Origin of the sequence: Aeromonas sp. 102P (genome assembly GCF_051920345.1) — a bacterium.
In the GTDB taxonomy this organism is placed as follows: domain Bacteria; phylum Pseudomonadota; class Gammaproteobacteria; order Enterobacterales; family Aeromonadaceae; genus Aeromonas; species Aeromonas veronii.
This window is the reverse complement of sequence record NZ_JBQBCZ010000001.1, coordinates 2,487,025-2,511,871: the sequence shown is the minus strand read 5'-3', so window position 1 is coordinate 2,511,871 and position 24,847 is coordinate 2,487,025. Positions and strand designations below refer to the sequence as shown.

20 protein-coding genes and 1 pseudogene are annotated in these 24,847 nt (G+C 60.2%); 8 read left to right on the top strand and 13 right to left on the bottom strand.

What is annotated here, in order from left to right; genetic code table 11:
• Window positions 1-128: 128 nt before the first annotated feature.
• The 5 genes and pseudogenes from ACTG1K_RS11885 (at window position 129) to cysG (ending at window position 5,681) form a co-directional block, all read left to right on the top strand.
• Window positions 129-970: pseudogene (locus tag ACTG1K_RS11885) on the top strand (patatin-like phospholipase family protein).
• 200 nt (window positions 971-1,170) lie between these two features.
• Window positions 1,171-2,229 (top strand): anaerobic sulfite reductase subunit AsrA, encoded by a 1,059-nt coding sequence (gene asrA, locus ACTG1K_RS11880; RefSeq protein ID WP_440005465.1) that lies wholly within the window; start codon window positions 1,171-1,173, stop codon window positions 2,227-2,229.
• A gap of 1 nt (window position 2,230) precedes the next feature.
• The gene (asrB, locus tag ACTG1K_RS11875) at window positions 2,231-3,070 is read left to right on the top strand and encodes an anaerobic sulfite reductase subunit AsrB (RefSeq protein WP_440005463.1); all 840 of its coding nucleotides are present in this window, start codon (window positions 2,231-2,233) and stop codon (window positions 3,068-3,070) included.
• Window positions 3,071-3,081: 11 nt separating this feature from the next.
• On the top strand, window positions 3,082-4,092 hold the full coding sequence (gene asrC / locus ACTG1K_RS11870) for a sulfite reductase subunit C (RefSeq protein WP_040066440.1): 1,011 nt from the start codon (window positions 3,082-3,084) through the stop codon (window positions 4,090-4,092).
• Between the two features lie 197 nt (window positions 4,093-4,289).
• A complete protein-coding gene (gene cysG / locus ACTG1K_RS11865; RefSeq protein WP_440005461.1) occupies window positions 4,290-5,681 on the top strand; it encodes a siroheme synthase CysG in 1,392 nt (463 codons plus the stop codon).
• 100 nt (window positions 5,682-5,781) lie between these two features.
• On the opposite strand, the gene ACTG1K_RS11860 is transcribed toward cysG, so the two are convergent.
• From ACTG1K_RS11860 to ACTG1K_RS11820, 9 genes are all read right to left on the bottom strand, one after another.
• On the bottom strand, window positions 5,782-6,384 hold the full coding sequence (locus ACTG1K_RS11860) for a hypothetical protein (RefSeq protein WP_440005459.1): 603 nt from the start codon (window positions 6,382-6,384) through the stop codon (window positions 5,782-5,784).
• 251 nt (window positions 6,385-6,635) lie between these two features.
• Window positions 6,636-6,953: a heavy metal-binding domain-containing protein gene (locus tag ACTG1K_RS11855; RefSeq protein WP_005333757.1), complete on the bottom strand. Its 318-nt coding sequence runs from the start codon at window positions 6,951-6,953 to the stop codon at window positions 6,636-6,638.
• Between the two features lie 171 nt (window positions 6,954-7,124).
• Window positions 7,125-7,925, bottom strand: coding sequence for a cell division protein DedD (gene dedD / locus ACTG1K_RS11850; protein WP_005352757.1), 801 nt, complete (start codon window positions 7,923-7,925; stop codon window positions 7,125-7,127).
• 74 nt (window positions 7,926-7,999) lie between these two features.
• On the bottom strand, window positions 8,000-9,259 hold the full coding sequence (gene folC / locus ACTG1K_RS11845) for a bifunctional tetrahydrofolate synthase/dihydrofolate synthase (protein WP_440005457.1): 1,260 nt from the start codon (window positions 9,257-9,259) through the stop codon (window positions 8,000-8,002).
• A 2-nt stretch (window positions 9,260-9,261) separates the two neighbouring features.
• Window positions 9,262-10,125: an acetyl-CoA carboxylase, carboxyltransferase subunit beta gene (gene accD, locus ACTG1K_RS11840; protein WP_440005455.1), complete on the bottom strand. Its 864-nt coding sequence runs from the start codon at window positions 10,123-10,125 to the stop codon at window positions 9,262-9,264.
• A gap of 119 nt (window positions 10,126-10,244) precedes the next feature.
• Window positions 10,245-11,054 (bottom strand): tRNA pseudouridine(38-40) synthase TruA, encoded by an 810-nt coding sequence (truA, locus tag ACTG1K_RS11835; RefSeq protein WP_440005453.1) that lies wholly within the window; start codon window positions 11,052-11,054, stop codon window positions 10,245-10,247.
• A gap of 201 nt (window positions 11,055-11,255) precedes the next feature.
• Complete coding sequence (locus tag ACTG1K_RS11830) at window positions 11,256-13,460, bottom strand: FimV/HubP family polar landmark protein (RefSeq protein WP_440005451.1); 2,205 nt, start codon at window positions 13,458-13,460, stop codon at window positions 11,256-11,258.
• 271 nt (window positions 13,461-13,731) lie between these two features.
• Window positions 13,732-14,748, bottom strand: a complete 1,017-nt coding sequence (locus ACTG1K_RS11825; RefSeq protein WP_425855238.1) for an aspartate-semialdehyde dehydrogenase — start codon at window positions 14,746-14,748, stop codon at window positions 13,732-13,734.
• Window positions 14,749-14,942: 194 nt separating this feature from the next.
• The gene (locus tag ACTG1K_RS11820; RefSeq protein WP_440005448.1) at window positions 14,943-16,064 is read right to left on the bottom strand and encodes a 4-phosphoerythronate dehydrogenase; all 1,122 of its coding nucleotides are present in this window, start codon (window positions 16,062-16,064) and stop codon (window positions 14,943-14,945) included.
• A gap of 249 nt (window positions 16,065-16,313) precedes the next feature.
• Here ACTG1K_RS11820 and ACTG1K_RS11815 point away from each other — a divergent pair, with 249 nt between their 5' ends.
• The 3 genes from ACTG1K_RS11815 (at window position 16,314) to ACTG1K_RS11805 (ending at window position 19,430) form a co-directional block, all read left to right on the top strand.
• A complete protein-coding gene (locus ACTG1K_RS11815) occupies window positions 16,314-17,057 on the top strand; it encodes a phosphatase PAP2 family protein (protein WP_440005446.1) in 744 nt (247 codons plus the stop codon).
• 99 nt (window positions 17,058-17,156) lie between these two features.
• Complete coding sequence (gene rnt, locus ACTG1K_RS11810) at window positions 17,157-17,834, top strand: ribonuclease T (protein ID WP_005333780.1); 678 nt, start codon at window positions 17,157-17,159, stop codon at window positions 17,832-17,834.
• Between the two features lie 273 nt (window positions 17,835-18,107).
• Window positions 18,108-19,430, top strand: coding sequence for a Na+/H+ antiporter family protein (locus ACTG1K_RS11805; RefSeq protein WP_204381859.1), 1,323 nt, complete (start codon window positions 18,108-18,110; stop codon window positions 19,428-19,430).
• A 134-nt stretch (window positions 19,431-19,564) separates the two neighbouring features.
• Here the strand turns inward: ACTG1K_RS11805 and ACTG1K_RS11800 are convergent, their stop codons facing one another.
• The 4 genes from ACTG1K_RS11800 to ACTG1K_RS11785 all read right to left on the bottom strand — a co-directional run bounded on the left by ACTG1K_RS11800 (window position 19,565) and on the right by ACTG1K_RS11785 (window position 24,841).
• Complete coding sequence (locus ACTG1K_RS11800) at window positions 19,565-21,481, bottom strand: putative bifunctional diguanylate cyclase/phosphodiesterase (RefSeq protein WP_058056667.1); 1,917 nt, start codon at window positions 21,479-21,481, stop codon at window positions 19,565-19,567.
• A 1-nt stretch (window position 21,482) separates the two neighbouring features.
• Complete coding sequence (locus ACTG1K_RS11795; RefSeq protein ID WP_058058505.1) at window positions 21,483-21,965, bottom strand: molybdopterin-binding oxidoreductase; 483 nt, start codon at window positions 21,963-21,965, stop codon at window positions 21,483-21,485.
• Between the two features lie 332 nt (window positions 21,966-22,297).
• Window positions 22,298-24,199, bottom strand: coding sequence for a DEAD/DEAH box helicase (locus ACTG1K_RS11790; RefSeq protein WP_005337260.1), 1,902 nt, complete (start codon window positions 24,197-24,199; stop codon window positions 22,298-22,300).
• 180 nt (window positions 24,200-24,379) lie between these two features.
• Window positions 24,380-24,841, bottom strand: coding sequence for a hotdog fold thioesterase (locus ACTG1K_RS11785; RefSeq protein ID WP_236361358.1), 462 nt, complete (start codon window positions 24,839-24,841; stop codon window positions 24,380-24,382).
• Between the last annotated feature and the right edge of the window lie 6 nt (window positions 24,842-24,847).

Below are 24,847 nucleotides of genomic sequence, written 5' to 3'. Positions count from 1 at the left end.
ACTATCCCCTTCCTAGAATGACCTCATTGCGATGGCCAACCCCGGTTGGTTGTCAGAACGGTCGGCCTGACAGCCCGAACGTTCTCTTTCCCACTTTTTCTCTCTGACTTATCAATGAGGTGCCTGTCATGAACAAAAACGCATCCCCCAGCGCATTGGTTGTAGAAGGCGGCGCCATGCGCGGCATATTTGCCAGCGGCGTGCTGGATGCGTTTATCGAGCATGACTATCGCCCCTTTGACTTCGCCATCGGCGTCTCGGCGGGGGCCACCAACTTGCTGGCTTATCTCGCCAGCCAGCATGGCCGCAGCCACGAGATCCTGACCAAACTGGCATGCAGCCAGCAGTTTATGGATCCCCTGCGTTTTGCCAAGGGGGCAATCTGGTGGATATCCACTGGCTGTGGAACACCAGCTGTCGCAAGTATCCCCTCGACATTCACGCCTACCGGGAGACCGGCATCCCCTTCTATGCGGTGGTGACCAATACCCTGACCGGCAAGGCTGAGTACATCCGGGTCAAGCCGGAGAACATGAACGAGGTGCTGCCCGCCAGCTGCGCCATTCCCCTCGCCTCCCACGAATACCCGGAGGTGCACGGGGTACCGATGACAGATGGCGGGGTGGCCGACTCCATCCCGGTGATCGAGGCCTACCGCCGCGGTGCCCGTCACCTGACGGTGATCCTCTCCGAGCCGCTCGGCTATCGGCTCAAGCCGATGCCCTTCCCCTGGATGATCCGTACCCTGCTCAAGACCCGTCCCGCGCTGGCACAGGCGCTGGAGCAGCGGGATCGCAGCTACAACGAGGCGCTCGATTTTATCGCCAATCCGCCGGAGGACTGCCAGATCGAGGTGATCGCCCCGGCCGACTACTTCCCCGTTTCCCGTTTCACCCGCGATATCAACAAGCTGGAGATGGGATACGTGATGGGCAAGTGCGCAGGCTATCAGGCCGCCCTGCTCAATTGATAAGGGTTTTACAGGCATGACCCGACCTGCCGCGACGCACGCGCCGCCAACACAATAACAATCGGGTCAGTTGAGCAACATGAGTCATAAAAACAGACCGTGGCGAGGCAAGCGCGGCCAGAACCGGTGCCAGACACTCTTAGCGGCTTGCGCCTCATCCCTATGCCAGGGCATCTCACCCTCATACAAGGTGTTTATTTATGTCGTTTCTTCTCACCCATCCCGCGCTGGCGCAGCTGTTCGAGCGGCTGCTGCCCGATTACCGGATCATGGCGCCCGCGGCCGAATATCGGGGAGGCCGCTTCTCCGACACCGACAACGTCACCTACCACAGCATCCGCCATCCGGCCGATCTGGTGTGGCAGGAGAAGTCCCACTTCTCCCCGAAAGAGGTGGTGCTCCCCATCACCCAAACCCTGTTCCACTTCGACAATCTGGAGCTGTGCGAATCAAAGGTGGAGGCCAAGCCCACCCTGCTGTTCTTGCGCAGCTGCGATATCCACGCCCTGCGCAGGCTGGATCAGGTCTACCTGAAAAATGGCCAAAACAGCGACGTCTACTACGCTCGGCTGCGCAGCAAGCTCAAGCTGGTGCTGCTGGAGTGCCGCGAGAGCTTCGAGAACTGCTTCTGCGTCTCCATGGGCAGCAACGAGACCCAGGACTACGCCGCCGCCATTCGTCTGAGCGATGAGGGTGCCCGCATCGAGGTGAAGGATCCCGAGCTGCTCGGCTACTTTGCCGAACTGGGTGAATCCGATGACTTCACCCCGGAATTTGTCCAGAGCAATCCGGTCAAGGTTCGCACCCCGGACAGCGTCTGTGACGACCCCCAGCGGATCCGCCAGATCCTCACCGCCCATCCGGTCTGGGCCGAGTACGACAGCCGCTGCATCGGCTGCGGCCGCTGTACCACCTCCTGCCCGACCTGCAGCTGCTATAGCGTGCACGACCTCACCTATGCGGAGAATCCCCAGCAGAGTGAGCGCCGTCGCCAATGGGCCAGCTGCATGGTGGATGGCTTCAGCGACATGGCCGGTGGCCACGGTTTTCGCGCCAAACATGGCGAGCGCCTGCGTTATCGCGCCCTGCACAAGGTCAACGACTACAAGGCCCGTCAGGGAGAGGAGCACATGTGCGTCGGCTGCGGCCGCTGCGACGATCGCTGCCCTCACTACATCTCCTTTAGCAACATCATCAACAAGATGACCGATGTGGTCGAACAGACCATCGCAGCCGACAACGCGCAGGGGGCGAACTGATATGTGCCAGTGCCAGCAAACCGCAACAGCAGAACCGCAGCAGGACGTGGTCGAAAACCGCCTGCTGCCCAAGGCCTACACCATTCTGGCCATCGAGCGCCACACCGAGCTTGAGTGGAACTTTCGAGTATCACGCGACTTTGATGTCCACTACGGCCAGTTTGTGGAGATCTCCCTGCCCACCGTGGGCGAAGCGCCCATCTCGGTCTCCGACTATGGCGATGGCTATGTGGATCTGTTGATCCGCAAGGTCGGCAAGGTGACCGATGCGCTGTTTGCCCTCGATGTGGGCGACAAGGTGTGGATGCGCGGCGTCCACGGCAATGGCTACCCGCTGGAGACCTATCGCAACCAGCACCTCATCGTGGTGGCGGGCGGCACCGGCGTCGCGCCGGTCAAGGGGCTGCTGCGCCGCTTCAGCAAACATCCGGAAGAGGTGAAGTCTCTCGACATGATCCTCGGCTTCAAGAACGAGCAGGCGGTGCTCTATCACCACGAGATGCCGCTCTGGGCCGAGCAGCAGAACCTCATCGTCACCCTGGACGAGGGCAAGGAGAGCGAGCAGTTTCGCATCGGCCGGGTTACCGACTACATCGACCAGCTGGATCTAGCTGACAAGGAGGATATCCAGGTGATCGTGGTCGGCCCCCCCATCATGATCCGTTTCGTGGTGCTCGCCTTCCTCGAACGGGGCATCCCCAAGGATCGCATCTGGGTCGACTACGAACGCCGCATGGCCTGCGCCGTGGGCAAATGCGGCCACTGCCGGATGGGCGACACCTATATCTGCGTGGATGGACCGGTCTTTCGTTTTGACCAGGCCCAGCATCTGATCGACTGAGGGAGAACACCATGAGTCTCGATATCGACATCATCAAGGCTCGCGCCAAGAACGAATACCGCCTCTCCAAGGTGCGCGGCGAAGCGATGATCAGCGTACGCATTCCCGGCGGGATCATGCCCGCCCACCTGCTGGCAGTGGCCCAGCAGATCGCCGAACAGTATGGCAACGGCCTGATCCACCTCACCACCCGCCAGAAGCTGGCGATGCCCGGCATCAAGTATCAGGACATGGACAAGGTCAATGCCGCCCTCGAGCCCTTTATCAAGGAGATCGAGGTGGAGACCTGCGGCATCGAGGTAGAGGACACCACAGCCGGTTACCAGACCATCGGCGGGCGCAATATCGTAGCCTGTCAGGGCAACACCATCTGCCAGAAGGGCAATATCGACTGCACCGGACTGGCCCAGCGGATGGAGAAACACCTCTACCCCAACCCCTATCACCTCAAGATGGTGATCGCCGGCTGCCCCAACGACTGCGCCAAGGCCAACATGGCCGACTTCGGCATCCTCGGCATCGCCAAAATCCACTTCAATGCCGAGCGCTGCATCGGCTGCGGCGCCTGCGTCAAGGCATGCAGCCACCACGCGGTGGATTGCCTCGCCATCAAGCATGGCAAGGCGGTCAAAGAGGAGAGCAAGTGCATCGGCTGTGGCGAGTGCGTGCTGGCCTGCCCGACCCTGGCCTGGCAGCGGGATCCCAAGCAGCTCTACATGGTCAAGCTGGGGGGGCGCACCAGCAAGAAGACCCCCCGTACCGGCAAGCTGTTCCTCAACTGGGTGACCGAAGAGGTGCTGCATGCGGTGATCAAGAACCTGTTCGAGTTCGAGGCCGAGATGCTGGATGGCAAACCCATCTATCTGCACATGGGCCACCTTATCGACCGGGCCGGTTATCACAAGTTCAAGGAGCGGGTGCTGCGCGGCGTCACCCTCAACCCGGAAGCCATGGTCGCTGACCGCATCTTCTGGGCCGAAGATCAGTACGTCGCCAACATGCACGTCAAAGCGGTGCAATAGGAAAAACCTCGTTTGGGGAAGCGTGATCAAGTGGCCGACACCGGTGGGGATCTGTCGTTGGCCCGGGCGTAGATCACCCTTCCCCTTTTTTATTCCCGTCGGGGGATCTTTCCCCCGACCATCCGGGGTGCGTCATGGCGCGCCCTGCTATCTCGCCCGGCGCGGCATTGCGAGCGGGCCAGCATCCGGAGCCTGTTATGGACTTTCTCCCTCTCTTCTGTCAGCTGCAAAACAAGCCGGTCCTGATCGTCGGCGGCGGTGAGGTGGCGGTGCGCAAGGCGCGCCTGCTGCTCGATGCCAAGGCGAAGATCACCATCAATGCCCCGCACCTGGAACCCCAACTGATGAGCTGGGCCGAGCAGGGTCGCCTGACCGTCTGCGCCGCCGGCTTTCATCCCGAACTGCTCGATGGCAAGTGGCTGGTGATAGCCGCCACCAACCAGCCAGAGGTCAACCATCAGGTCTTTCATGAGGCGAGCCTGCGCCAGATCTTCTGCAATGTGGTGGACTCTCCGGCCCACTGCAGCGCCATCATGCCCGCGATCATCGACCGCTCGCCGCTGATGGTGGCCATCTCCAGCGCAGGCGCGGCGCCGGTTCTAAGCCGCCAGCTGCGGGAAAAATTCGAAGCGTTGCTGCCGCAACACCTCGGCCAGCTCGCGGCGCTGGCGGGCAAGCTGCGCGAGCGGGTCAAACTCATTCCGGACAAGCTGGCCCGCCGTCGCTTCTGGGAGCGGCTCTTTAGCCACGATCGCCTCGCCCGCCAACTGGCCCGCGGCCAGCAGCAAGGTGCCGAACAGAGCGTCGCCGAGCTACTCGATGAGCAACAGCAGAGCAAGGGAAGCGTAACCCTGGTGGGCGCCGGCCCCGGCGATGCGGGGCTGCTCACCCTGAATGGCTTGCAGCAACTGCAGCAGGCGGATGTGGTGGTCTATGACCGGCTAGTGTCGCAGGAGGTGTTGGCGCTTGTTCGCCGGGATGCCGAGCGGATCTTTGTTGGCAAGGAGGCGGGCCGCCACTGTGTACCCCAGCAGGCGATCAACCAACTGTTGCTGGAACAAGCGCTGCTGGGCAAACAGGTGGTGCGGCTCAAGGGGGGCGATCCCTTTATCTTTGGCCGGGGCGGCGAGGAGCTGGAAACCCTGGCCGAGGCGGGCATCCCCTTCTCGGTGGTACCGGGCATTACGGCAGCCTCAGGCTGCGCCGCCTACAGCGGCATTCCCCTCACCCACCGCGATCACGCCCAGCGGGTGCAGTTCATCACCGGCCACGACAAGGAGGGCAATATCGCCCAGGAGTGGTCGGCGCTGGCGGCCCCCCGCCAGACTCTGGTGTTCTACATGGGGCTGGCCCACGCCGCCCGCATTCAGGATGAGCTGCAAACCCACGGCATGCCCGGTCATACCCCGGTGGCGCTGGTGGAGCAAGGCACCCAGCTCAGCCAGCGGGTGGTGCGCGGCGAGCTGCAGCAGCTGGCCGAACTGGCCCGTCAGGTGAAGAGCCCGAGTCTCATCATCATCGGCTCGGTGGTCACCCTAGCCGACAAGCTGGATTGGTATGGGGAAGCCAATGCCATCCACGGCATCTAACCCCGCACGGCGATCAACCAATGTAGACAACAAAGCAGAGAGCGGCCATGCCGCTCTCTGCTTTTTGCATCAATGACCCAGCCGTGGCACGGCGCGTCTGTTACTCGAGCCGGATGGGGCCGGTATTCTGAACATCGCTGTCATTCCAGTCGCTCTCATCGCGAATACGCGGATCCCCCTGCAAGGTGTAGAGGATGGTGCCCTTGCGAAACTGCAGCGCACCATCGGCCCGTTTCGCCTTCACCTTGACTCCGTTGACCCACACCTGCTCCTTGCCATCCACCTGAATATTGGCCACCGTGGCGCCGGTCTCGCGGTTTTTGGCTACCCACTTGCCCTGATAGGGCGAGTCCCCCTTGGCCATCGGCAGTGCGGCTGCCTTGCCCGCCGACCAGGCGTGCACGGTGCAAAAGCCGTGGGCCCGGCGATCATGCTTGATGACGTAATCCAGGGTGGGTTCGCTGGCGGGCAGATCGAAGGTGATCCCGATGACCACCTTGCCGCTTGTGGCCGAATAGGCGGCGGGCGCCAGCGTTTTCAGGGTCGCCTTCTTGCCATTGATAAAGACGTTGCCCCCTTGCGACTTGACCCGGATATCGGTGGGACAAGTGGCGCTGAAGTTGGGCAGCGCCGCGAGGGCACTGCCGGCATGGGCGATCATGGCCAACATGACAAGGGTCAGCAGAGCAGGTTTTTGATTCATAGTGATACGCCTTCAAGAGAAGAGAACCTCGTCCGTGAGCGGTGTCGTTCCTGATGGCGGCACTCTAGCTTGACCCTCTCGGGCCACCCAGTTAAAAAAAATAAAACCGGTCAGTGGAATTATTAATAAATATAAATATTTAAAATCAATGGGTTGAGTGATAACCCTGCCAGCCGCCACGTATCAGACAGCAATAAAAAAGCCGATAACCCGGTTATCGGCTCATTGCCCATGCAGAGGCGGAAGCCCGATCAGACCACCACGGCGGTGCCACTGATGCTGACCATCAGCATGCTGCCGTTTTGCCCCACCACCTCGTAGTCGATATCGATGCCGACCACCGCATTGGCGCCAAGGGCGGCGGCACGCTCTTTTAGCTCATCGAAGGCGATCTCGCGGGCACGGGCCAGCTCTTTTTCATAGGCGCCAGAGCGGCCGCCGATGATGTCGCGGATCCCGGCGAAGAGATCCTTGAAAATGTTGGCGCCGAGAATGGCTTCGCCAACCACGATGCCGCGGTATTCACGAATGGTTTTGCCTTCCAGCGTGGGGGTCGTCGAGAGGATCATCTTGAACTCCTGTGAGTAGCAGAAGGGCTCAGACTACCCCAACTGCCCGAAAATCCCAACCGGGGGGTGACCTGTACGACGTCGACCTTAAAAATCACGGCAGCCAGATAAAAAAACACCGCGCACGGAGCGCGGTGTTTGTTTCAAAGGGCCATTGCCAACTGCAAGCCGTCACGGATTGTAAGAGACCACCGAGCCACTGAGGCCGGTCATCTGGGAGATCCGCCCCTGCATCCCCTGCAGTTTGGCCTTGGAGACATCCGGCCCGATAAAGACCCGGTTGAGCTGACCCTGAACCGGTGTGCGCGGCGAGGTGTGGGCAGAGTAGCCCGCCGCCCGCAGCTTGCTCACCAGCGCGTTGACGCTGTCGACGTTCTTGAAGGCGCCAAGCTGAAGGATCCAGCTACCCTGTGCCGGTGCCGCAGCAGGCGCGGGTGTGGTCGGCTGAGTCATCTTGCTTTCAATCAGATCGTCGAGGGACTTGATCTGACCCGCCTGCGGCTTGGCCGGCGCGGGCGCCTTGGCCACTTCAACCGGTTTGGCTGGCGTTGGCTTGGGTGCAGGCTTGGGCGGTTCGACCGGCTTTTTGGCCACCACTTCCGGCTTGGGCTGTGGCTTGGGTTGGGCATTCTGTTGCGGCTGAACCGGCGCCGGTGCGGCAGGGGTTGTGGCCGGCTGCGCACCGTTGCCCTGACCGGCGAGGGTCATGGGGTCAGCCACCTCTTCCACTTGCCACTGCTGGGCCGCAGAGGCCTGTTGCTGGCTGGCCAGATGATCGGCGGGCAGGCTGCTGGCTGCCGAGACCTGCAGCGCAGGCTTGGCAGGCTCCAGCTCGGGGCGCAGCGGGATCTTGGCAAAGGCCTCCTCCTTTTGTGCCAGCTTGTGACCATCCAGCAAGTCCGGCAGGAAAATAACAACCAGGGCCACCAGGATGACGGTGCCCACCAGACGGTTTTGAAACTTCGAGGCCAAGTTGAATCCTACCTTTACGTAACTCAATATGCGATTTGGCTCCCCGCCCGAGGGCCGGGGAGCCGGGGTGTGGCCTAGACGGCGACACCCGCCAGAATGTCGGCGACAGTGTAAAACGAACCAAACACAATGACCATATCGTCCGGACTCGATGCGGCCAACGCTGCCTGATAAGCGACGCTGACATCATCAAACTCTCTGGCAGGGCCCTTTCCCTCCCCCAGCGCCGCAGCCAGTTGCGCAGAGGTGGCGGCGCGCGGGCCGGTGAGGCTGGCCAGATACCACTCGCCGATCAGACCATCGAGTTCGGCAAGGGAGCCCGCCATGTCCTTGTCTTTGAGCATGCCGACCACGGCGCGGCGTACACCCGAGCAGGGCATCTTGCGCAATTGCGCGGCCAGATAGGCCGCCGAATGGGGGTTGTGGGCTACATCGACGATCACCAGCGGCGCACTTTGCAACTGCTGCATCCGGCCAGCCAGCCGGGCATTGGCAAGCCCGTCACGAATGGCGGACTCCGGCAGCGGCAAGCCAAGGGATTCCAGCGCCGCCAGCACGGTCACCGCGTTCATCAGTGGCAACGCCGGTTTTGGCAGATCCCGCCACTGGTTCAGGCCGTGATAATCCCAACCGCTCTCGTGCTCATCGCCACGAAAATCGATACCGACCTGACGCAGGTTGGCGCCAAGACGCTGGGCTTCGCTGGCAATAGTCGCGGGCGGATTAGGCTCACCGCTGATGGCGGGCTTGCCAGCGCGATAGACTCCAGCCTTCTCCACCGCCACTGCTTCGCGGGTATCCCCCAGCCAGTCGCAGTGATCGAGGGCAATGGAGGTGATCATGGCAACATCGGACTCCACTACATTGGTGGCGTCGAGCCGACCGCCCAGTCCCACTTCCAGCAGCAGCACATCGGGGGCGGCGCGGCAGAAGAGCCACAAACCGGCCAGGGTGGCGAACTCGAAGAAGGTAAGGGCAATCTCGCCACGAGCGGCTTCCACCTCGGCAAAGGCGGCGCAGTGATTGCTGTCGGCCAGCTCTTGCCCGTTGACCCGCACCCGCTCGGTAAAGCGCAGCAGATGGGGCGAGGAGTAGACGCCGACCTTATAGCCTGCGGCCATCAGAATGCTGGCCGCCATGGCACAGCTGGAGCCCTTGCCGTTGGTGCCCGCCACCGTGATCACCTTGAACGGCAGTTGGGTGAGCCCCATACGGCGGGCGACAGCACCGACCCGATCCAGCCCCATGTCGATATTGACCGGATGGATCTGCTCCAAATAAGAAAGCCAGTCGACAAGCGACCGGCTTTGGGATTGTTGCATGTTTGAACTCATCTTCACTCTTCGATGACGTGAGTATTCAGCATTTTGGCGAGCAGGCTGGCCAGACGGTTACGCATTTCACGGCGATCGATGATGATATCGATGGCACCCTTTTCCAGCAGGAACTCGGAGCGCTGGAAGCCTTCCGGCAGCTTCTCGCGCACGGTCTGCTCGATAACACGCGGACCTGCAAAGCCGATCAGCGCCTTGGGCTCGCCCACGTTGATGTCACCCAGCATCGCCAGACTGGCAGAGACGCCACCCATGGTGGGGTCGGTCAGCACGGAGATATAGGGCAGGCCCGCCTTGGTGAGTCTGTCCAGTGCTGCACTGGTTTTGGCCATCTGCATCAGGGAGAACAGCGCTTCCTGCATGCGAGCACCACCAGAGGCGGAGAAGCAGATCAGGCCACGGCCTTCCTTGATGCACTCCTCGACGGCGCGTACAAAGCGGGCACCGACCACGGAGGCCATGGAGCCCCCCATGAAGGAGAATTCGAACGAACAGGCGACAACCGGTACCCCTTTGAGGGTCCCTTTCATCACCACCAGCGCATCTTTCTCCGCCGTCTCTTTCTGAGCGGCAGACAAACGATCCTTGTAGCGCTTGGAATCCTTGAATTTCAGTACATCCTGCGGCTCCAGCTCGGCACCGATCTCGGTACGACCCTGCTCATCGAGGAAGCTCTCGAGACGGGCGCGGGCGCTGATGCGCATATGATGATCACACTTGGGGCACACTTCGAGGTTGCGCTCCAACTCTGCCCGGTAGAGCACCTGTTCACAAGCACTGCACTTGGTCCACACCCCTTCCGGAATGTTGTGACGACGGGGCGCAGTGATCTTGCTCTTGGGAAGAATCTTCTCAAGCCAGCTCATGGAATTCCTTAATGCTTTTGTGCCTGACAAAACGCATCGAGCCTAGATTGTTCAATGACTTAATAGCTCGATGGCAACAAATGACGGGTCATTAAACCACAATTTTTCGGGCGCAGTTACTAAAAACTGGTCGTACCCGGTGCCGAGTCCGGCAGCCACAGCGGGCCGAGCGGCAACTGCGGCAGAGCAAACTCGGCCGGGTAATCCACGTCCACCAGATAGAGGCCACCGGCCTTGGCGGTCGGCCCGGCCAGATTGCGATCCTTGGCAGCCAGCACCTCGGCAATCCACTCCACCGGTTTGAGCCCCTGCCCCACCAGCAGCAGGGAGCCGGTGATGTTGCGCACCATATGGTGCAGGAAGGCGTTGGCGCGAATATCCAGCACGATATAGGGCCCCTGACGACTGACGCAGAGGTGCGTCACATTGCGCCACGGGGTGTTGGATTGGCAGGCGACGGCACGGAAGGTGCTAAAGTCGTGCTCCCCCAGCAGGCTCTGGCCCGCCTGATGCATCAACTCCGCATCGATGGTCTCGTGGTAGTGGCTGACGCCACTGCCGAGGATCGCCGGACGAAAATTGTGGTTGTAGATAACATAACGGTAGCGACGGGCGGTGGCGCTGAAGCGGGCGTGGAACGTCTCGTCCACCTCCTTGACCCAGCGCACGGCAATATCCGGCGGCAGGTTGGAGTTGAGCCCCAGGGTCCAGGCCCCTTCGGCACGGCTCGCCTCGGTATCGAAGTGGATCACCTGGCCGGTCGCATGGACACCGGCATCGGTGCGCCCGGCACACTGGATGGAGACAGGGTGGTTGGCGATCCGGCTGATGGCCTTCTCCAACTCCTCCTGCACGCTGATCACTTCACGCTGACGCTGCCAACCGAAATACCGGCTGCCGTCATATTCAATACCTAGGGCAATTCGCATGGATAAACTTGTCTTGTTGTGAAAACGCAATGAAAGAAACGGGGCGGATTATACGCGCTCAGCCTGAAAAGTCCCACCACACGCCGCAATTGGCCAGGATGGTCAGCCTGCGAGGCCATGCTCACCCCATAACAAATCGCCAAAATAAGAGGGCAGCCTGCTGGCTGCCCCCGTTTTGCTGATCCCGTGATGGGAAATGCTTTAGCCCAACCGCTTGAGCAACTTCTCGGCTTCGGCGCGCTGGTGATCGCTGCCCTGCTCCGCCGCCTCTTGCAGCAGCTCGCGGGCGCTATCCTTGTCGTCAATCTCGAGGTAGGCACGGGCCAGATCCAGCTTGGCCCCAACACCGCCGTCGTCAGCATCCACGTCAAATCCGGTGGATTCCGGCAGCACCTCGGGGAAGCCATCCAGCCCCACATCCAGCGAGAAGCCCTGATACGGCTCCTGCTCCGGCGCAGTGGCATCCGCTTCAGCCAGCAGCTTGTCGATCTCGACGTAGCCGCTCTCCTGTGCCTGCTCACGGGGCTGGAGATCTGCCGGATGTGATTCCACCTCGGCAAACGCATCTTCGAAATCGGAGAGCGCCAGCTCGTTGGGATCCCACTCCAGACCCAGCTCGGCGTCCTTCGCTTTGACAGGCTCAAGACCGAGCTCGGCCAGCATGGCATCCGCACTTTCGTCGGCGTCCTCTGCGGCACTGAGATCAATGGCGTTGTCATCTTTCCCTGTGGCTGGCTCGTCGAGGGCATTGTCGAAATCACCGAGATCGAAGCTGGCCAGATCGTCGTCAGCGGCGCCGACTTCGTCGATGGAGCTCAAATCGGGCTCGAGGTCGGCGGAGAGATCCGCATCCAGCTCGGCAAACAGGGCTGCCTGCAGCTCCTCTTCGCTCATGATCTCGTCAGCGGCCTTGGGCTTGGGATTGAACTCGCTGGCCAGATCCATGGCGGGCTCGTTGGCCAGCGCGATGGGCTCATCCAGCGAGAGATCGAGATCCGGCACCAGGTCCGGGTCACGACTGGCTGGCTGGGTAGCCATCCGCTCGGGCTCGAAGCCCTGCAGCTCCATCTCGCCCTCGTCGCTGAACACCAGATCGACATCCGGCTTGGCGGCCGGCTCGTCAGGCTCCATCGGCATAAAGCCATCCGGGGTGTTGAGATCCGGCACCGGGCGCACCGGCTCGTTGTCGGTCACATCAACGCTCAGCAGATCATCAAACTCGCTCTGCTCCTGATCCATCATCATGGCGGTGGATTCGGAGAGGCTCTTCTCCTGCTCTTCCAGCTCTCGGCGGGCACGGGCACGCAGCCACAGGGTCACCAGCGCCAATACCAGCAGCACCGGCAGCAGAATGATCATGGCGAGGTTGAGCGGTGAGGAGAGCAGATCCATCAACCAGTTTTTCTCAGGCTCAGGCTCGGCTGCCACCGGCGGGACCGGTTGGGCCTTGAGCTCGGCAATCTCTTTTTGCAGCGCCGTCTGATCCTGCAGCTGGGCCTTGAGGGTCTCCACCTCTTCGGTCAGGGATTGCAGACGCAGCTTGAGCCTGTGGTTCATCTCGGTCACCTGGCCGAGCTGGGCATTGGCATCTTCCAGTGCCAGCGCCATCTCGGTAGCCGGTTTGCCCACCGGTTTATCCAGATCGGAAGGCAGAGGCGCCGGGGTGGTGCCTTCTGCAGCGCTAGGAGCAGGTGCTACCGCCTCTTTCGGCGCAGGCTCGCTCACCTTGGCCACTTCTTTGGTTTCGGCAGCCGGTTGCGGAGCCACCACCGGGGCGGGAATGGGGGCGGCTTTCGCCACTGGCAGCGGCGCAGGCGCAGCCTTCACCGGCTCGGTCTTGGCGGCTTCAACCTTCGCGGGTTTGGCGGCAGCCGGCTTGGCGGTATGGGCCTGCTTGTCAGCCAGATATTTGGGGCTTAACCCCTTCCAGCTGGCGTTGTCGCTGCGGAACTTGGCGCGGGCCTGTGCATCAGTGATGACGCTCGCCTCGGCCGCGGTCGGCAGCAGAATGCGGGAACCCACCAGAATGTGGTTGATATTGCCATCGGCAAAACTGCGGGGGTTTTTCTCGTAAATCGCCACCATGGTCTGGTAGACGCTGACCCGATTGGATGGGCGATATTTGCTCGCCAGGCTCCATAGGGTATCGGTCGGACGAACAGGGCCATAGCTACCGGCATTGGCAGTGACCTGACGCACCACCGGCTGGGCGGTTGTACGCACCGGTTGCGCGGCGGGTCTGGCGACCGGCTGCGCCAGCGGCTGGGAATTGACGGCGGGAGGTGCGGGTTCGTCAGGGCCTTTTAGCTCGACAAAAAAAGGCTCCCGCGCCGAGTCTTCAGCCTGGACGGTGCCCAGCAGACCCAATGCGAGTAGCGTTGCCAATGTTATGCGGGAATGTCCCATATTCGTTCCTTCGTATGACGGCCCTATCACATTGAAAAATCTGGATAGTTACCCCAAAACAGTCGGTTCAATATAAATCAGGCTCGCCTGGCAAGCCAGCAGTCCGACACATTTAGCACCCAACTTGACCCTGAGTGTAGGAAAAAACTTAATCAGTTGATATCGCAACAGAATCTTGAAGTGACGGAGTGCGGCATGGGTCACACCCCGGTTTGATCACAGGCCGGATGCGCAGCACTCCCTGCTGCGCATCTGTGGCATATGACCTGCCTTACAGATAGTCGCGAACCAGCAGCTCGGCAATCTGTACACTGTTGGTTGCCGCGCCCTTACGAACGTTATCGGCCACGATCCACATATTGATACCACTTGGATGAGAAATATCCTGGCGCACCCGACCCACCAGCACCTCATCCTTGCCGGTTGCGTCACGCACCGGGGTCGGATAGTCCCCTTCGTCATCAAACAGGGTCACACCCGGCGCATTGCGGAGCAGCTCCTTGACCTGTTCGGCATCGAGCGGCTGGTGCAGTTCGACGTGTACCGCCTCGGCGTGGCCGTAGAATACCGGCACCCGCACGCAGGTGGGGTTCACGGCAATGCTGGCATCCCCCAGGATCTTCTGGGTTTCCCACACCATCTTCATCTCTTCACGGGTGTAGCCGTTGTCGGTGAAGCTGTCGATCTGCGGGATCAGGTTAAAGGCGATCTGCTGCGGATAGAGGGTCGGTTCCACCGGACGACCGTTGAGCAGATGAGCAGTTTGTCCCGCCAGCTCGCTGACACCCTCTTTGCCGGAGCCTGACACGGATTGATAGGTGGCCACGTTGATGCGGACAATGCCCACTTCGTCGTGCAGCGGCTTCAAAGCCACCAGCATCTGGATAGTGGAACAATTGGGGTTGGCGATGATGTTGCGATTGCGAAAATCAGCCAGCGCATCCGGGTTCACTTCCGGGATCACCAGCGGGATATCTTCGTCGTAACGGAAGCAGGAGGTGTTGTCGATGACGATGCAGCCGTGTTCGGCAGCAATCGGCGCCCACTTGGCCGAGACCTCGGCACCGGCGGAGAAGAGTGCGATCTGCACCTGGCTCCAGTCAAACTCCTCCACATCGAGGATCTCGAGGTTCTTGCCGCCAAAGCGCACGGTATCACCGGCGCTGCGGCTGGAAGCCAGCGGATAGAGGGTCGCTACCGGAAATTCGCGCTCTTCCAGGATCTCGATCATCGCCTGACCCACGGCGCCGCTGGCACCCAATACCGCTACGTTAAACTGCTGGCTCATTCTGTTCTCCTCTGATAATGCTGCAATGGCGCCGGGTGGCGCCATGGTCGGCAGGCGCTCGCACGGCGAGATAACGCTGCCTGATATGGCTGAGCCAGCGCAGTAGTATCTGCGCCAGCTCAGTAAAAAAATGGGGGCGAGGTAGCCAGTACGGCTCACCCCTTCCGGTTATCTTCCAACTCCTAGGCCCCGATTCAGGGGCGTGACAGCGCAAATCCCAGCTCGCCCAGCTCCTGGCCGGCAAACGCACCCTCAACCTGCAGGGAGGATAGTTCACGGCGCTCGGGATAGTGTTTGCGCTGCTCGTCAAAGCTGCCGGGCAGGCCGAGTCGGGCCCGGAAACGGGCATCATCGCGGCGCACGTCATAGACCAGATGCACCAGCTGCTTGATCAGCGCCTGATCCGGTGTGCGACCCGGCACCACCGCCTGCACATCGGGGGCGGGCAACAACCCACTCAAATCCTGACGAGGCTGGCGTCCCAGCTGCAGGCAGAGCGCCTGATAGAGCATCCAGGTACCGCGCGCCTTCCCCTCCAGGCTGTAACCGGCAATATGGGGGGTGGCAATCTCGGTATGGGGCACCAGCGAAGCCAGTGGCTCGGGCTCGTTCTCCCACACATCCATCACCAGTCGCAATGGCGCATCGCCCAACTGGCGCGCCAGCAGGGCCCAGTTATCCCACACCTCGCCACGGGATGCGTTGATCAGGATCTGTCCGGCAGGACGCGCGGCAATCTGTTCGGCATCGAGCAGATGGTAGGTAGCATCCGGCCCTTCACGGGTGATGGGCACGTGAAAGCTGACGATATCGGCGCCAAGGGCGGTCTGGTAATCGACAAAGCCCGCATCAGGATTATCCCGCGCCCTGGGCGGATCGCAGCGCAGCACCCGCATGCCGAGCGCTTGGGCCTTGCCAGCCACGCACTCGCCGGTATTGCCCGCGCCAATCACCGCCAGAGTCATGGCCGAGAGCTCGAGTTCGTAACGCTCCGCCAGCACCAGCAAAGCGGAAAGCACATAATCCCCCACCGAATACTTGTTGCAACCGGGGGCGCTGAAGAAGGGAATATTGCGGCTTGCCAGCAGGGCCTTGTCCACATGGTCTGTGCCTATGGTGGCGGTGCCGACAAACCCGAGTTTGGGGCTGGTCGCCAGCAAATCGCCGTTGACGCGGGTGACCGAACGCACCAGCAGCACATCGGCATCCAGCAGATCGCGGGCCTGCATCTGCCGTCCGGGCAAGGGGATCACCTCGCCAAATTCGGCAAACAGCTCCACGGCATGGGGCATATTCTCATCAACGACTATCTTCATCGGGCTCTCTTTGGTCACAACCGCCACGGGGGCGCCATTCTAGCGCAAAGCCGCCCGAGATTTCAGCCTGTGATGCAATCCGGCGCGAAACGGGACCACATTGCGCGGCAGCCGCTCCATCCGCCCGCTCAAACAGAGGATGTGGCCACAAAATGTGTAAGCAGAGGTAACAAACGTGCTGCTCGGCTTTGTCCGAGCATGTCACGGTGGCACAATGCCCCTCTTTTTTCGCGATCGCCCATACCCACCATGCCGCCACACGCTCCGCCGCTCCCAATGTCAACCGCCTCACTCACCCGCAGTCAGGTGCTTGGCTTCACAGCCCTGTTAATCCTGCCCCTGTTACTACTCGCCACATTGCCCTGGCAGCCTTTTCTGACCGGTTCACTGCAATCAGGCTGGCTATGGTGGTCATACGCCCTTACCCGCATGGTCGATATTCCCGGGATCGGGGTCAGTGGCGCCCTCTTGCTGCTGCTGACCCGCTACAAACTCAAACTGGAGCTGTCCCCCTTCATTGCACTGGGGTGTGCGCTGGCAGCCCTGCTCGCCAGCGACTGGGTGCTCAAGAGCCTGATCAAACACCTGACCGAAGAGCCCAGACCCTATCTGCTCTGGCTGGAGAGTCAGTCGCTGATCCCGGCCATCAAGCACTTCTACGCCACTAGCATCGATGTGCGCAGTGAACAGGTTCATGCCGCCAGCCAGTTGCTGGCCCTGCCTGAGTGGCTCGGCCACCACTGGCAGGCCGAGGTGAACTACGCCTTCCCCTCCGGCCACAGTATCGCCGCCATCAGCCTGGCCCAATTTTTCGGCCTTATCTGGCTGGCCCGAGCCCCCACGGGCGTCTGGCTGCTGCCGTTGTGGGCGCTGGGGGTTGGTCTGTCGCGCATGGTAATGGGGATGCACTGGCCGGTGGATGTGCTGGCCAGCGCCCTGCTGGGGTCGCTCACGGCGCTGATTGCCGCCCGCTGGTGGCTGCACAGATATTGAATCCTGCGCCATCTTGGCGCGGCATCCTGCGTGGGATGGGAGGACAAGCCAGCGCTTTTTTGCCATAATGCCGCCTCATTTTATCCCGACCGAGATCCCATGACCGACGCAGTTCATACCCTCAAGGGCCGTTTCCGTGGTTTTTACCCCGTCGTCATCGATGTTGAAACAGCCGGGTTCAACGCCAAGACCGATGCCCTACTCGAAATCGCGGCTTACACCCTGAAAATGGATGAGCAGGGCTGGCTCGTTCCCGATCAGGTATTCCACTTTCATGTCGAGCCTTTCGAAGGGGCCAACCTGGAAAAGGCCGCGCTGGAGTTCACCGGCATCGACCCCTACAACCCGTTGCGTGGCGCTGTCTCGGAAAAAGAGGCGCTGACCGAGATCTTCAAGGGGATCCGCAAGGGGATGAAGGAGCAGGATTGCGGCCGCGCCATCATAGTGGCCCACAACGCCACCTTCGATCACGGCTTCGTGATGGCTGCCGCCGAGCGCGCTGGCCTCAAGCGCAATCCGTTCCACCCGTTTGCCACCTTCGACACAGCTGCTCTCTCCGGATTGGCGCTGGGGCAGACCGTGCTGGCCAAAGCGTGCCAGAGCGCCCGCATCCCGTTTGACAATAAAGAGGCGCACTCTGCCCTCTATGACACCGAACGCACCACAGAGCTGTTCTGTCATATCGTTAACCGCTGGAAGAGCATGGGGGGTTGGCCGCCTGCACATCCGGATGATGACACAACCGATGCCCCTGCCGACGATGAGGGACAAGAATAAACGGACGAAGGCTGCCACTGGCAGCCTTCGCTTTTTGGGGAAGTGATTGATTGCACTGCGCACCGGAAATCGCTATCAACGTCACTATCCACCGCTGCGCACGGGATGCACGGAGACAAACAGGTCACAAACCCTCATGTTGAGCAACCTTGTGCCACATGCTGCTGCGATATGAGGGGTTTGACTGATTTTTTTCTCGACATTTGTCACATTTTTCGCAAACTAACTCCCCTTCACATGACAGACAGCAATAACAAACTATAAGGAAATCAAATGAATCCAGTTGTTATCGCAGTCGGGCTGATGCTGGTGCTCAGTCTGCTGCGGATCAATGTGGTGGTCTCGCTGGCGCTGGGGGCCATTGCTGGCGGCCTGGTCGGTGGGCTGTCGTTAACCGATACCCTCACCACCTTTAGCGGTGGCCTGGGCGGTGGCGCCGAGATTGCCCTCTCCTACGCCATGCTGGGCGCCTTTGCGGTTGCCATCTCCCGCTCTGGGATCACCGACCTGCTGGCCCGCAAGGTGATCAACCAGTTGGGCAAGGATGCCAGCTCGACCCGCATCATGTGGGTCAAAACCCTGCTGCTCTCTTCCGTGCTGGCCGTGGCGATCTCCTCCCAGAACCTGATCCCGGTTCACATCGCCTTTATTCCCATCCTGATCCCGCCGCTGCTGCATGTGATGGCGCAGATGCAGATAGACCGTCGTCAGGTGGCCTGTGTCATCACTTTTGGTCTGACCGCCACCTACATGGTGCTACCGGTCGGCTTTGGTGGCATCTTCCTCAACAACATTCTGGCCAAGAACCTGATCGATAACGGCGTGCCCATCACCACCAGCCAGATCCCGCTGGCGATGGCCATTCCGGTCGCCGGTATGGTACTGGGCCTGCTGATTGCGGTATTCATCAGCTATCGCAAACCGCGCAAGTACGATCTGGCCAAGATCCTGGATGCCGAGCCCGAAGCGGTCGAGCTCAACCTCACCCACATCTGGGTGGCCCTGCTGGCCATTGGCGTGGCGCTGGGGCTACAACTGATGACCAACAGCATCGTACTGGGTGCGCTGGCCGGTTTTGTCATCTTCACCTGCGGCGGCGTCATCAAGTTTCGCGAAAGCCAGGATGCCTTCACTCAGGGGGTACGGATGATGTCGCTGATCGGCTTCATCATGATCTCTGCCGCCGGTTTTGCCGCCGTGATGAAGGCAACTCACGGGGTCGACTCTCTGGTTCAGGTGGTCGCCTCCGGCATCGGCCAGCACAAAGGCATCGCCGCCTTCCTGATGCTGCTGGTGGGTCTGCTCATCACCATGGGGATCGGTTCTTCCTTCTCCACCGTGCCCATCATCGCCACCATCTATGTGCCGCTCTGTCTGCAGCTTGGCTTCTCACCAATGGCGATCATCGCACTGGTTGGTACCGCTGGCGCGCTGGGGGATGCGGGTTCACCAGCCTCCGACTCGACGCTGGGCCCCACCTCCGGCCTCAACGCAGATGGTCAGCACGACCATATCTGGGACAGCGTGGTGCCCACCTTTATTCACTACAACATCCCGCTGGTGATCTTCGGCTGGATTGCCGCCATGGTGCTCTGATAGCCCCTCGGGCTGCGAACTCTGCACGTCACAATGCACAACAAGAAGGCGACCAGATGGTCGCCTTCTTGTTGTATTCGACTAGATAAACAACAGCACGTTAGCTTGTGGTGACGGTAAAAAGGTACCGCTCGCTAACCCAGCGCAACCTCCTGCATGATGCTCCGATTGATAAAGTAGCGATGGCAGAACAGCAAAAAGTCCTGCAGCGGCAAGGGCCTCGAGTAGAAATAGCCCTGAATTTCATCCACCCCTATGCTCAGCACCGCCTTCAGCTCATCATTGTTTTCCACCCCTTCCGCCACCACCCGCACACCGAGTTGATGAGAGAGGCTGGTGATCGCCTCGACGAACAGGGCCTGACGGGTATCGTTGTCAATGGCAGTGATAAATGAGCGGTCGATCTTGAGCTTGTCGAAATAGAGTTCTCGCAAGTAGGAGAACGATGACCAGCCGGTACCGAAATCATCGAGGGCAACCCGTACTCCAATCTGGCGCAAGGTGTCGATGATCTGCTTGCTCAGCTCGATATCATCCAGAGCAATCGTTTCGGTCAGCTCGACGATCAGCTGTTGCAGGCTTAGCGGCCCCTCCCTCATGTTCTCATCCAGCTGGGCTGCCAACTCCATAGTGAACATGGAACTCGAGAGGTTGACCGAGATCTCCAGCGGTTCAATCAAGTCGCTCGGGAAAGTAGCGAGATCAAGCTGCAAGCGCCGGAAGATCCATAACCCGAGCGCCTCCCCCAGCCCGTTATCTTCCGCCAGCGAAATGATATCGAGGGGCGGAATAAAACCGTACTCCGGGTGATTCCAGCGGATCAGTACCTCGGCTCCCAGTCGCACCGTGCCTTGACCACGGACAATCGGCTGATAGTAGAGGCTCAACTGCAAATTGCTGTGGTGCTGGATCAGCTCGCGCAACTCGGTCGACAAACGGCGGTTACGCAGATAGTGCTGATACATGCTGCTGGAGAAAACCACGTAACGATTCAGCCGCTTGCGCTTGGCACTGTCGAGGGCGATATCGGCAAACAGCAGCATCTCCTCCGGCGTGTGTACCGGTCGCACGTACTGGCTGACCCCCATAAAGACCCGCACCCGGTGGGCGGGATCAGTCGCCAAGGCGAGCCCGGCAAGTTCGTTACGCAGCTGCTCCAGAAATGGAAAGCGCAAATAGGTGGGCATAACGCCGGAAATAATGATGGCAAACTCATCGCTACCGGTACGGGCGGCAAAGAGACCGTCAACCGATACCGCGCGGATCCGCTCGGCCAGTTGCGTCAGCAATGCATCCCCCACCTCGTAGCCCAGGCTGTCATTTACCTCCCTGAAATGGCCAAGATCCACCAGACAGACGGTCACGCTACTGCGCCCCCCTTTATGTCCCGTCAGCTGCTTGAGGTGTTTGATCAAGGAGGCCCGGTTTGGCAAGCGGGTTAGCGCATCATTCCACGCAAGAAAGTGCTGGTGGCGCACTTCGCGAAACAGCATCAGCAGCATCACCACGGTCGCCAACATCAAGAAAGCCAGAATGAAGAAGTTCTGAATACGCGACGAGTTGAGTACCTCCCGCTGGGCAATAGCGGATGGGCCGGTGAAATTTTTCACCATCACATCGCGGATCGCAGCCAGATCCCGAGCCAACTCCTCGGCAAAACGAGCAAGTTCTTTTGAATCTCGCTCTCCGCTAACCACGGCCTGCTCATACTTCTCGAACAGGGCCATGATCTTGCCTGCTGCCTGTTCAGCCCCAAAGCGGGTTCTCACCGGCTTGGCCTCCTCCCCGTGCAGGAAGACATCGAGGCGGTTCCAGGCAATGTCAAAGCGCTTGTTCATCTCTTCCTGACTGGTCGAACCGGTGCGATAGAGAGAGAGCGCTTCATCAAAGCCATGGATTTCCAACTCCAGCTGCGCCAACGCCCAGGCGGAGAGCTGGGTATAGCGAGTCACTGCATTGAATGCACGGTCATAGTTCCAGACCGACCAGATGGCAACCCCCAAAAAGGTAGTCACCATCAGGATCAAGCTCAGAAACTTGCCGCGCAGCATCTTATTTGCTCTCGATCGCCGTCAGTTGCCACACCATCCGGCTGTGATAGAGCTCCTTGTTCAGCTCCGGGTGATCAGAGAGGGGATAGATGATCCAGAGCGGCCCCTTGTTGCGCAGGGTCAACGCCTTGCCATCCTGCTTCTCGGCCAGCAGTACCGCATACTTATCTCCATCTTCCAGCGGCACCGCCGCCCAGTAGTCATTGATGGCGACCGCCTTGACCTCCCCACTCTTGAGACCATATATCTTGACCAGCTCTCGCAGCAGCACGCCACGATAGGTGTGGTCCCCCTCGGTCCAGGGGGTCTGGGTCTTGACCTCTGTCTGAGGTAAAGCCTCAAACTCGGCCCGGGTCAACACGACCTCCCCTTTACCATTGCAACAGCCATCCCCCTTGATCTTGAGAAAGGGATCATCAGCCAACACCATGCCAGAAACGAGACAGCCGGATAACAGCAGTATCCTGCCAAGCCATCCACCCATGATAGACCTCCGTATCGTACTGTTTATTTTATTGGTTTCACTCTGCTCACCCACATGACAACGGCAGAGTCACAATGTAAAACCATGTTGCTGCAACCAGCTCACCACAACAGGCAACCAGCATCAGGCTGTACCCGAATGCCACCAAAAGCATGGCATCCTGGCTCCGAATGTCACAACTGCATCGGAAAATATTCATGTCCCTTTGGCTCACGACTTGGGTTATGGAACAGATATATGACCCCCACACAGACAAACTGACGGTGCAGTCCCTATCGCAGATACAAAAAAGGCCGCTCAATGAGCGGCCTTCTTCATAACGGGATCAGCAATCAGCTTTCGCGACGCTTGCCACCGAATTTGCGATCTTTGTTGAAGCCACCTTCACGGCGCTCCCCGCTCTTGTTGAACGGACGGTCACCCTGGGGACGGCGATCCTTGTTGAAAGGACGGTCGCCACGGAACGGACGATCACCACGGGGCGGGCGGCTGCTGGTGTTACCACCGGCTGGCACTTCGGTGTAGCGGGTGATTTGCAGCGGACGCTGGCAAACACGGGCTTTCTTGATCACTTCCAGTACATCTGCGGTCATGCCTTTCGGCAGATCGACGGTGGAGAAGTCATCAGCGATGTCGATGTTGCCGATGAAGCGGCTCTCGATGTTCGCTTCGTTGGCGATGGCGCCTACGATCTGGCCCGGCTTGACGCCGTGATGCGCACCCACGTCTACGCGATAGCGCTCCATCTCCACATCCGGGTTGTCTTTCAGCGGACGCGGTTCGAGGGACGGCATGCGACGGGCAGGACGATCGCCACGGTCACCGAAGTCACGACCACCACGGTCGTTGAAGTCACGGCGCTCGAAGCCACCACGATCGTTGCCAGCATTCAGCAGCGGATCCGGAATGGAGTCATCCAGCAGCAGCGGTTGGTCACCCTGTACCAGCTTGGCCAGTGCGGCAGCCAGCTCCAGCGGATCGGCAGAATCCTCTTCGATCAGCTCGTTCACCAGGTTGTGGTAGATCTCGAGCTCTTCACCCATCATGGTTTCGCGGATGCGCTCCTTGAACTTGGCCAGACGATGCTGGTTGATGTCCTCGGTGCTCGGCATCTTCATCGGCTCGATGGCCTGACGGGTTGCGTGCTCGATGGCGCGCAGCATACGACGCTCGCGGGGAGCGACGAACAGGATGGCTTCGCCTTTACGACCGGCACGACCGGTACGGCCGATACGGTGTACGTAAGATTCGGTGTCGTACGGAATGTCGTAGTTCACTACGTGGGTGATGCGCTCAACGTCCAGACCACGGGCGACAACGTCGGTGGCGATCAGGATATCCAGCTGGCCTTGACGCAGCTTGTCGACGGTACGCTCACGCAGTTTCTGCGGGATGTCGCCGTGCAACGCTTCACAGGCGTGACCACGGGCCGCCAGCTTGCCAGCCAGCTCTTCGGCAGCGTTCTTGGTACGCACGAACACCAGCAGTGCTTCGTAGGATTCCACTTCCAGCAGACGGGTCATGGCGTCCAGCTTGTGCAGACCGGTTACCTGCCAGTAACGCTGGCGAATAGTGGTAGCGGTAGCAGTCTTGGAGGCAATTTTGATCTCTTTGGGCTGCTTCAGGTGCTTCTGGGCCACGCGACGGATCTGCTCCGGCATGGTGGCAGAGAACAGGGCAACCTGACGAGTGCTCGGGCACTGCTCCATTATCCAGTCCACGTCGTCGATGAAGCCCATGCGCAGCATTTCATCAGCTTCGTCCAGTACCAGAGCTTTCAGGCCGGAGAGGTCCAGGTTCTTGCGACGGATCAGGTCCATCACGCGGCCCGGAGTACCCACGACAACCTGGGCACCACGACGCAGGGCGCGGGTCTGGGTTTCGTAGGAGGCACCGCCGTAGATGGGCAGTACGTGGAAATCAGGCATGTGGTGGGCGTAGCGTTGGCACGCTTCAGCCACTTGCAGCGCCAGTTCGCGGGTAGGCGCCAGCACCAGGATCTGGGTGTTGCGGTTACCAGCTTCCAGACGAGACAACAGAGGCAAGGCAAAAGCAGCGGTCTTCCCTGTACCGGTTTGCGCCTGCCCCAGCAGATCGTGTCCCGCCATCAGGTGGGGAATTGCTGCGGCCTGGATCGGTGACGGGCGCTCATAGCCCACGTCCTGCAGCGCTTTCAATACAGGCGCGGCCAGTCCAAGCTCACTAAAAAGGGGCAGTTGTTCGGTATCAGACATAGATTCTTCCAGATTAAGGCAGGCGGCTAACACCGCGGAATAGCAAAAAGGCGGCGATTATAGCGCCACTTTGTTCTGCTGTCTTGAAAAATGTGATAAGCCTCTCAAGACGTTGGCAATTATAGAGGGATCTGACGAGTATGGCTTGCTTATTTTGCACTCATAGTGCGTTATTGCAGATCACTCCTCGCTGAAGTCCTTGCCCCGCTTGTGTTTGAGCACCGCCATGGTCAGTCGACTGGTGCACAATAAACGCTCACGTTCGTCCCGAATTTCAATCTGCCACACCTGGGTTGTTGCTCCCAGATGGAGCGGCGTGCAACGCCCGGTCACCACCCCTTCCCGTTTGGCCCGCAGATGGTTGGCATTCACCTCCAACCCCACACAGTAGCTATCTGGCCCCACCGCCATATTGGCCGCCAACGACCCAAGCGTCTCCGCCAGCACCACGGATGCGCCGCCATGGAGCATGCCAAGGGGCTGGTGAGTGCGATGATCCACCGGCATGGTCGCTTCCAGCCAATCGGCGCCAAAAGCGGTGTAGACGATATCGAGATGGGCCATCAGGGTGTTGCGAGAGGTGGCGTTGAGCCCCTCCAGACTCATGGGTTTACGCCAGATGGGCGCAATATCGTGACTCATTGCGAG

Excerpts from the sequence above, each read along its gene's own strand:
- asrA (WP_440005465.1), top strand. The coding sequence starts at position 1,171 with ATGTCGTTTCTTCTCACCCATCCCGCGCTGGCGCAGCTGTTCGAGCGG.
- asrB (WP_440005463.1), top strand. The coding sequence starts at position 2,231 with ATGTGCCAGTGCCAGCAAACCGCAACAGCAGAACCGCAGCAGGACGTG.
- asrC (WP_040066440.1), top strand. The coding sequence starts at position 3,082 with ATGAGTCTCGATATCGACATCATCAAGGCTCGCGCCAAGAACGAATAC.
- cysG (WP_440005461.1), top strand. The coding sequence starts at position 4,290 with ATGGACTTTCTCCCTCTCTTCTGTCAGCTGCAAAACAAGCCGGTCCTG.
- ACTG1K_RS11860 (WP_440005459.1), bottom strand. The coding sequence starts at position 6,384 with ATGAATCAAAAACCTGCTCTGCTGACCCTTGTCATGTTGGCCATGATC.
- ACTG1K_RS11855 (WP_005333757.1), bottom strand. The coding sequence starts at position 6,953 with ATGATCCTCTCGACGACCCCCACGCTGGAAGGCAAAACCATTCGTGAA.
- folC (WP_440005457.1), bottom strand. The coding sequence starts at position 9,259 with ATGAGTTCAAACATGCAACAATCCCAAAGCCGGTCGCTTGTCGACTGG.
- accD (WP_440005455.1), bottom strand. The coding sequence starts at position 10,125 with ATGAGCTGGCTTGAGAAGATTCTTCCCAAGAGCAAGATCACTGCGCCC.
- truA (WP_440005453.1), bottom strand. The coding sequence starts at position 11,054 with ATGCGAATTGCCCTAGGTATTGAATATGACGGCAGCCGGTATTTCGGT.
- ACTG1K_RS11830 (WP_440005451.1), bottom strand. The coding sequence starts at position 13,460 with ATGGGACATTCCCGCATAACATTGGCAACGCTACTCGCATTGGGTCTG.
- ACTG1K_RS11825 (WP_425855238.1), bottom strand. The coding sequence starts at position 14,748 with ATGAGCCAGCAGTTTAACGTAGCGGTATTGGGTGCCAGCGGCGCCGTG.
- ACTG1K_RS11820 (WP_440005448.1), bottom strand. The coding sequence starts at position 16,064 with ATGAAGATAGTCGTTGATGAGAATATGCCCCATGCCGTGGAGCTGTTT.
- ACTG1K_RS11815 (WP_440005446.1), top strand. The coding sequence starts at position 16,314 with ATGCCGCCACACGCTCCGCCGCTCCCAATGTCAACCGCCTCACTCACC.
- rnt (WP_005333780.1), top strand. The coding sequence starts at position 17,157 with ATGACCGACGCAGTTCATACCCTCAAGGGCCGTTTCCGTGGTTTTTAC.
- ACTG1K_RS11805 (WP_204381859.1), top strand. The coding sequence starts at position 18,108 with ATGAATCCAGTTGTTATCGCAGTCGGGCTGATGCTGGTGCTCAGTCTG.
- ACTG1K_RS11800 (WP_058056667.1), bottom strand. The coding sequence starts at position 21,481 with ATGCTGCGCGGCAAGTTTCTGAGCTTGATCCTGATGGTGACTACCTTT.
- ACTG1K_RS11795 (WP_058058505.1), bottom strand. The coding sequence starts at position 21,965 with ATGGGTGGATGGCTTGGCAGGATACTGCTGTTATCCGGCTGTCTCGTT.
- ACTG1K_RS11790 (WP_005337260.1), bottom strand. The coding sequence starts at position 24,199 with ATGTCTGATACCGAACAACTGCCCCTTTTTAGTGAGCTTGGACTGGCC.
- ACTG1K_RS11785 (WP_236361358.1), bottom strand. The coding sequence starts at position 24,841 with ATGAGTCACGATATTGCGCCCATCTGGCGTAAACCCATGAGTCTGGAG.